We start from the raw sequence: 7,587 nt of genomic DNA, 5'->3' as shown, positions 1-7,587 counted from the left end.
GCACCAAGAACGTCAAGGTCGTCACGCCGGGCTACCCCCGGGCCGGGTCCAAGTGGCGCAAGCCGGACTGCATCGAGACGGACGCGATCACGGCCGCGTCACCGTGGTCGGCGCCCGGCAGCCCGAGCAGCGGGCCCTGGCCGCGGCCTGGCGGCCCGGTCCGGGCCCGGCGCCGCTGGTCGGCGGCGGGGCGACCACCACCGTGGAGGCGGCGGCCTGGCTCAACGCGACCGCCCTGGCCCGGCTGGAGCTGGACGAGGGGCACAAGTTCGCGAAGGGTCATCCGGCCGCGCACGGGCTGCCGGCCGTGCTGGCGCTCGCCGCGGACCTCGGCGCGGCCGGCACCGAGACGATGGCCGCACTGCTGGCCGCCTACGAGGTGGCGGCCCGGTTCGGGCGGGCGACCAGCCTGCGGGCCGGCATGCACCCGCACGGCAGCTGGGGTGTGGCGGGCGCCGCCGCGGGCTGTGCCCGGCTGCTCGGGCTGCCGGCCGACCAGGTGGCCGGCGCGATCGACGCGGGCGCCGGGCTGCCGGTCGCCGGCCACTTCGCGAGCGCGCTGGACGGCAATCCGGTCCGGGACGCCTGGCTCGGCGCGTCCAATGTGTCCGGTCTCGCGGCGGCCCGGATGGCGGCCGCCGGCGTCGCCCGCAACACCGGGACACCCGCGGTGTCCCTGGGCGACGTGCTCGGCCGGTTCGACCCGGCGCCGCTGACCGACGCGCTCGGTGAGCGCTGGGACGTCGAGCGGGGCTACTTCAAGCGGCACGCGTCCTGCTCGTTCACCCATCCGGCGGCCGACGCGGCGCTCGCGATGCGCGGCCTGGACCTCGGCGCCGTCGAGGAGATCGTCGTCGAGACACACTCGCTGGGCGGCGCCCTCGACCGGACCACCTGGGACAGCCGGTTGGGCGCCCTGTTCTCGACACCGTTTGTGGTCGCCGCCGCGCTGGTGCACGGCACCGTCGACCCCGCCGTCTCCGCCGACGACCGGCGCGACGACCCGCGGGTCCGGGCGCTGGCCGCCAAGGTGGCCCTGCGGGTGGCGCTGGACCTCGACGCCCGGCTGCCCGACGAGCGCGCGGCCCGGGTCACCGTCCACGTCGCGGGCCAGGACCCGCAGGTGGTCGAGGTGCCTAACCCCGTCGGCGACGCCGCCCACCACCCCATGGCCGAGGGCGACGTGCTCGCGCTGCTCGGCCGCCTGCTCGACGCGGGCGCCGTCCGGACCGTGCGGGAGGTCGCGACCGGCCTGGCCGCGGCCACCGACGTCGGTCCGGCGCTCCGGCGGCTCGCCGAGATCTGAGAGGAACCGTTGTGCGGATCTACGCCGTGACCCCGATCCACGTCGACGTCGAGGAGCTCGCGCGCCGGCAGGCGCGGTACGCCGCGCTGGCGCCGCCGGGCGTCGAGGTGGTGCTGCACGACATCGGCCCCGCCGCTCCGCGCGCGCTGGACACCGACGCCCAGGTGCGTGCGAGCGAGGCCCTGGTCATCGAGGCGCTGAAGGGCGCGCCTTACGACTTCGACGCGCTGCTGCCGGACTGCGTGCTCGACCCGGGCGTCGCGCACCTCGCCGGCACGTTGCCGGTCCCGGTCTTCGGCCTGCTGCGGCTCAGCCTCGGCTGGTCGGTGCTGACCGGCCGGAAGTCCGCCGCGGTCGCCCGCAACAAGGCGATCGCCGACGAGATCGTGGCGCGGGCCGCCGTCTACGGCTGGTCCGCGGAGCTGCTGGGCGTCGCGGTGCTCGACCTCGACGTGCACGCCATCGCCGACGACGCCCGCTGGGCCGATGCCCTCGGCGGCGTGGTCGGCACGTTGGCCACGAGCGGGGCCCGTGACGTCATCAACGGCTGCTCCGCGGTCGACCTGCCGGACGGGATGGACCTGCCGGCCCGGGTGGTCGACCCGACCGCGCTCGCCCTGCGGCTGATCGGGGCCGGCCGATGAGCCTCGACCTCGTCGTGGCCGGCGCGGGCGGCGGGCTGGTCGCCGCCCTGCGCGCCGCCCAGCTCGGCCTCGAGGTGCTGGTGGTCGAGGCGAGCGAGCACTTCCGTCGGGGCAACAACACCTCGATGTCGACCGCGATGATCCCCGGCGCCGGCTCGCGCTGGCAGCGGGAGGTTGGCATCGAGGACTCGGCGGAGCTGTTCGCGGCCGACGTGGCCCGCAAGACGCACGGTGCGGGTGACCAGCGCCTGGCCCGCACCCTCGGCACGGTCAGCGCACCGCTCGTCGAATGGTTGGCCGACGACCTCGGGCTGGGGCTGTCGTTGGTCACGGACTTCCACTACCCGGGCCACTCGGTCGACCGCTGCCACACCGTCGAGGGCCGCCACGGCACCGTGCTGCTGGACCACCTGGTGGACCGCGTGGCGAACGCGGGCATCGACCTGCTGGTGCCGGCCCGGCTGGTCGACGTGCTGCTCGACGGCGACGGCGCCGTGCGGGCAGCGGTCGTCGAGCGCCCGGACGGCGGACGGGAGGAGATCGCCACCCGGGCGGTGCTGCTGGCCACCAATGGCTACGGGGCCGACCGGGCACTCGTCGCCGCGCACCTCCCGGAGATCGCCAAGGCCGTCTACCACGGCAGCGAGACGTCGCGCGGCGACGCGCTGCGGATCGGCACGGCGCTGGGCGCGCAGACCGCCTTCCTCGACGCGTACCAGGGGCACGCCGCGCTGGCCGCCCGCTCCGCGACGCTGGTCGGGTGGGCGACCGTGATGCACGGCGGCTTCCTGCTCGACACGACCGGCCGGCGGTTCGGCGACGAGACGACCGGCTACTCCGAGTACGCCGCAGCCCTCGCCGCCCGCCCCGACGCGTTCGGCTGGCTGGTGCTCGACCAGCGGATCCACGACGCCTGCCTGCCGTTCACGGACTTCCGGCAGAGCGTCGAGTCCGGCGCGCTGCTGCCGGCCGACGATGCGGCGGCGCTCGCCTCGGTCACCGGGCTGCCCGCCGACGCGGTGGCCGCCGAGCTCGCCGAGACCGCGGCCGTCGCCCGCGGCGATCGCCCGGACCGGTTCGGCCGCACGTTCTTCGAAGCACCGCTGGACGCGCCGTACCTCGTGGCTCGGGTCGTGCCGGCGCTGTTCCACACCCAGGGCGGCCTGGTGGTCGACGAACACGCCCGGGTGTCGCGCCCGGACGGCACGTCGATCGCCGGGCTCTACGCCTCGGGCGGGGCCGCCGCGGGCGTCTCCGGGCACGGCGCGGCCGGCTACCTGGCCGGCAACGGCCTGCTGCCCGCCCTCGGCCTCGCCTACCTCGCCGCGAACCACGTGGCCGTCACCACGGAAGGAAGAGCATGAAACCGCTGGAAACCCTGATCAGGAACGTCACCGTGGTACGGCCCGACGCCGGCTCGCCGGACGGCGACGCACTCGACATCGGCATCGCCGGCGGCAAGGTGGTGCGGCTGGAGGCGGACATCCCGGCGTCCGACGCGGAGACCGTCGTGGACGGTCGCGGCCGGATCGCGTACCCCGGCGCGGTCGACGCCCATCAGCACTGGGGCATCTACAACCCGCTCGCCGACGACACGACGACCGAGAGCCGGGCCAGCGCGCAGGGTGGCGTGACCACGGGGCTGACCTACATGCGCACCGGGCAGTACTACCTGAACCGCGGCGGCGCGTACGCGGAGTTCTTCCCGCACGTGCTCGCCGCGTCGCAGGGCCGCTCGTTCATCGACTACGGCTTCCACCTCGCGCCGATGATGAAGGAGCACATCGACGAGATCCCGTCGATCGTCGAGAACTTCGGCGTCACCTCGTTCAAGATCTTCATGTTCTACGGCAGCCACGGGCTGCACGGCCGGTCGTCCGACCAGAGCTCGTTCCTGATGATCCCGCCGGACGAGCGGTACGACCTGGCGCACTTCGAGTTCGTGATGCGCGGCGTGCAGGCGGCCAGGGAGAAGCTGACCGAGGCCGCGCCGCACGTCTCGCTATCGCTGCACTGCGAGACCGCCGAGATCATGACGGCGTACACGAAGCTGGTCGAGCAGGACGCTTCCCTGTCGGGCCTGGCCGCCTACAGCGCGTCGCGGCCGCCGCACTCCGAGGGGCTCGCGGTGACGATCGCCGCGTTCCTCGCCGACGAGACCGGCCTGCCGAACATCAACCTGCTGCACCTGTCGTCGCGCAAGGCGCTCAAGGCGGCGATGCTGATGGCGAAGACGTTCCCGCACGTCGACTTCCGCCGCGAGGTGACGATCGGCCACCTGCTGGCCAGTGTGGACACCGCGCACGGCCTCGGCGGCAAGGTGAACCCCCCGCTGCGACCGCGGGAGGACGTCGAGGCGCTCTGGGAGTACGTCGCCGACGGCAGCGTCGACTGGGTGGTCAGCGACCACGCCTGCTGCAAGGACGAGATGAAGTTCGGCGACCCGCGCGACGACGTGTTCGCCGCCAAGTCGGGCTTCGGCGGCGCGGAGTACCTCGTGCCCGGGCTGGTCTCCGAGGGGCGCAAGCGGGGCCTGTCGCATCAGCGGATCGCGCAGCTGTTCGCGTGGAACCCGGCCCGCCGCTACGGCCTGCCGGGCAAGGGCACGATCGGTGTCGGCTTCGACGCGGACCTGTGCCTCGTGGAGAACGCGTCCTGGACCGTGCACGCGGCCGACTCCGAGTCGACCCAGGAGTACACGCCGTTCGAGGGCTTCGAGCTCGGCGCCCGCGTGACCGACACGTGGGTGCGCGGGCAGCGGGTGCTCGAGGCCGGCAACGTGGTCGGTGCCCCGAGCGGTCGCTACGTCCACCGGCCGTACCAGGGGTGAGCGTGTCTGATACGGACGGACCCCTCGCGGGCCTGCGGGTGCTCGACGTGTCGACCATCCTGGCGGGCCCGCTGGTGGCGCAGGTCCTCGGCGACTTCGGTGCCGAGGTCATCAAGATCGAGCATCCGGGACGCGGCGACGGCATGCGCGGGCACGGTCTGGCCAAGGACGACCAGCCACTGTGGTGGAAGATGGTCGCCCGCAACAAGCGGACCGTCGGGCTCTACCTCGGCGACCCGGCCGGAGCGGAGATCTTCCGCAAGCTCGCGACGACCGCCGACGTGGTGATCGAGAACTTCCGGCCCGGCACGCTGGAGCGCTGGGGACTCGGCTACGACGTGCTCGCGGCCGACAACCCGGGCCTGATCCTGCTGCGGGTCACGGGCTTCGGCCAGTCCGGCCCGTACGCCGCACGCCCGGCGTTCGGCACCCTGGTCGAGTCGATGAGCGGCTTCGCGCACCTGACCGGTGAGCCGGACGGCCCGCCGACGCTGCCGGCGTTCGGCCTCGCCGACTCGATCGCCGGCATGGCCGGTGCGGCGGCGGTGTCGATGGCGCTGTTCCAGCGGGAGAAGGACGGCCGGGGGCAGGAGATCGACCTCGACCTGCTCAGCCCCATGATGACCGCGGTCGGGCCCGGCGTCATCTACGCGGACCAGCTCGGCATCGACCAGCAGCGCACCGGCAACCGGTCGGCGAACAACGCGCCGCGCAACACCTACCGGACCGCGGACGGGCACTGGGTGGCCGTCTCCACCAGCGCCGACACCATCGCCCGCTGGGTGCTGACGCTGGTCGGCCACCCGGAGGTGATCGACGAGCCGTGGTTCGCGACGGGCCGCCAGCGGGCCCGGCACGCCGACCTGCTCGACGGCTACGTGGGGGAGTGGATCGGGGCGCGCACCCGCGACGAGGTGCTGCGGGCGTTCGCCGAGGCGGGCGCCGCGGTGGGCCCGGTCTACAAGCCGAGCGAGCTGCTCGAGGACCCGCAGGTGCGGGCCCTGGAGCTGGTGACCACGGTGGACGACCCGGACCTCGGCCCGATGCGGATGCAGAACCTGCTGTGCCGGATGGGCCGCACGCCGGGCCGCATCCGGTTCACCGGTCGCCCACTCGGCGCCGACACGGACGCCGTGCTCGGCGACGAGCTCGGCCTGTCGCCGGAGGAACTGGCGGCCCTCCGGGAGCGCGGCGTCGCCGGCTAGGCCAAGAACACAACGGAGCGGCTCCGGTGACCCGAACGTGGCCGCCAACTGGCGGCCGGTGACAGGCCCGCGCGGCCGGAACTGATCAGGCGTCCCGGTCAGCAGGGCAGGGACGTCACCTCCGTGCCACGGACGATGCGGTACGAGCCGTCCGCCGCGGTGCGCAGCACATAGGTGACGTCCCAGTCGGTGCAGGTCTCGGTGGAGCGCTCGGCCGGGCCGTAGCCGGCCTGCTGCATGCTGCGGAACGTGACCCGCGCGAGCAGGGTGTCGACGTCCGGGCCGCTCGTGACCGACCGCAGGACGACGTCGCTGTCGGACGTGGTCGACATGTCCTGCGCGAACCGGGCGACCGCGGCCGGGTCCGTCGGGTCGACCACGCCGGACGGGTCGAACCAGCTCGCCGCGGCCGGGTAGTTCCGGTCGTTGATGCTGCCGAAGTGCCCGTTGAACAGCGCGGCGACGCCGCCGACGCGATAGTCGCCCGACTGGTCCGTCACGAGCACGAGCCCCACCTGGTACGGCTCGGGGGCGGTGGGCAGCGGCGGCTCGTAGTCCTCGTCCACGATGGCCGGCGCGGTCCCGGTGACCGGCGGCGGTGCCGACCCGGCCGGCGTCTGCTCCCCGCGCGTCCACCAGTAGCCGGCGCCGCCCGCGAGCAGCAGCACCGCGGCGGCGGCCAGGAGGACGGGCCGCGTCGAACGGCGGGGCGCACGTGGCTCCGGAGAGGTGGCCACTACCGCCGTCTCGGCGGGCCCGTCCTCGAGACCGACCGCACCACAGAGCGCGCACGCGCGATTCTCGAACCCATTCGGGTGACCGCATTCGGCGCAGGACCAGGTCGCCATGACGGGCGCTTTTCCTCCGTGGCAGGGCACGATGACAGCCCATTGTTCGGGCCCGTTCAGAGATTCCGCAATCACCCGCGCGGCGGTCGACCGGACGGGTGCCACCAGCGACGATCACGAAGATTGGCCGTAGGGTCGGACCGTTCAAGAATCGCTGCGACAGAAAGCCACATCGTGTATACCGCACATTCCCGCGGCCGCGACGAGCATTTGCTTTTCGACCATTCAGGGCCGGCTCAGCAGTCGGACGGACGCCTTGGCGCCATGACGCGGTACCTGTGTGGCGCGTCCTATGTCGACCCCGGTTTCGCGGACAACGTCGTCGCCGAGCTGATGACGGACGCGCACCGCGCTGTCGTGCCCAGCACCGGATACGACCTGGAGCCGGTGCTGCGGCACGCGCTCCGTGCCCGGCGGATCTGGCTGGCGCAGCACGCGCTGGTCACCCTGGTCCTGCTGATCGGCTTCGCCTTCGCGCTGGAGGGCACCACGCTGCTCTACGCCGGTGCCGTCACTCTTGTGTTGCCCGGCCTTCTCCGCCGTTGGCTGGGACGGGCGAAGGCCAACACGGTGATGGTGCTCTCCCTGCTCTTCGGCGGACCGCTGGTCCTGGCCGCCGGCGCCGCGTGGCTCGTCGCCGACCGGTACCGGTACAGCGGCGCCGGTCATCACGCCGCCCTGCGCGCCGACCGCCTCGATCTCGTCGAGGGTCGGCTGCAGCATGTCGGCGAGGATCGCGAAGTCTTCGCTGACC

The 7,587-nt window shown here is 73.6% G+C and carries 6 protein-coding genes and 1 pseudogene; 6 read left to right on the top strand and 1 reads right to left on the bottom strand.

All coding sequences use genetic code 11. The annotated features are described in order from the left end of the window. The 5 genes from AB0H87_RS34750 to AB0H87_RS34730 all read left to right on the top strand — a co-directional run. A partial coding sequence (locus tag AB0H87_RS34750) for an MmgE/PrpD family protein (RefSeq protein WP_360155617.1) occupies positions 1–1,306 on the top strand: 1,306 nt, incomplete at its 5' end. A gap of 11 nt (positions 1,307–1,317) precedes the next feature. Continuing rightward, a complete protein-coding gene (locus AB0H87_RS34745; RefSeq protein ID WP_360155614.1) occupies positions 1,318–1,950 on the top strand; it encodes an aspartate/glutamate racemase family protein in 633 nt (210 codons plus the stop codon). Next, positions 1,947–3,314, top strand: a complete 1,368-nt coding sequence (locus AB0H87_RS34740) for an FAD-binding protein (RefSeq protein ID WP_360155612.1) — start codon at positions 1,947–1,949, stop codon at positions 3,312–3,314. Before AB0H87_RS34745 ends, AB0H87_RS34740 begins: the two co-directional genes overlap by 4 nt. Beyond that, entirely contained in the window at positions 3,311–4,780 is a 1,470-nt protein-coding gene (locus AB0H87_RS34735) for a dihydroorotase family protein (protein ID WP_360155609.1), read from the top strand. Before AB0H87_RS34740 ends, AB0H87_RS34735 begins: the two co-directional genes overlap by 4 nt. A gap of 2 nt (positions 4,781–4,782) precedes the next feature. After that, positions 4,783–5,985 carry a CoA transferase gene (locus AB0H87_RS34730; protein WP_360155606.1) on the top strand — a complete coding sequence of 401 codons (1,203 nt, stop codon included), beginning with the start codon at positions 4,783–4,785 and terminating at the stop codon, positions 5,983–5,985. A 98-nt stretch (positions 5,986–6,083) separates the two neighbouring features. Here the strand turns inward: AB0H87_RS34730 and AB0H87_RS34725 are convergent, their stop codons facing one another. After that, positions 6,084–6,722: a hypothetical protein gene (locus AB0H87_RS34725; protein ID WP_360155603.1), complete on the bottom strand. Its 639-nt coding sequence runs from the start codon at positions 6,720–6,722 to the stop codon at positions 6,084–6,086. A 375-nt stretch (positions 6,723–7,097) separates the two neighbouring features. Here AB0H87_RS34725 and AB0H87_RS34720 point away from each other — a divergent pair. Next, positions 7,098–7,587: pseudogene (locus AB0H87_RS34720) on the top strand (hypothetical protein); the annotation flags it as partial.

The organism is Asanoa sp. NPDC050611 (genome assembly GCF_040654855.1).
GTDB lineage: Bacteria > Actinomycetota > Actinomycetes > Mycobacteriales > Micromonosporaceae > Asanoa.
The sequence above is the reverse complement of the archived record's forward strand: the minus strand, read 5'-3'. Positions and strand labels throughout refer to the sequence as shown.

Bases quoted from the DNA above. Each gene is read 5' to 3' on its own strand.
- AB0H87_RS34740 (WP_360155612.1), top strand. From the start codon at position 1,947: ATGAGCCTCGACCTCGTCGTGGCCGGCGCGGGCGGCGGGCTGGTCGCC.
- AB0H87_RS34735 (WP_360155609.1), top strand. From the start codon at position 3,311: ATGAAACCGCTGGAAACCCTGATCAGGAACGTCACCGTGGTACGGCCC.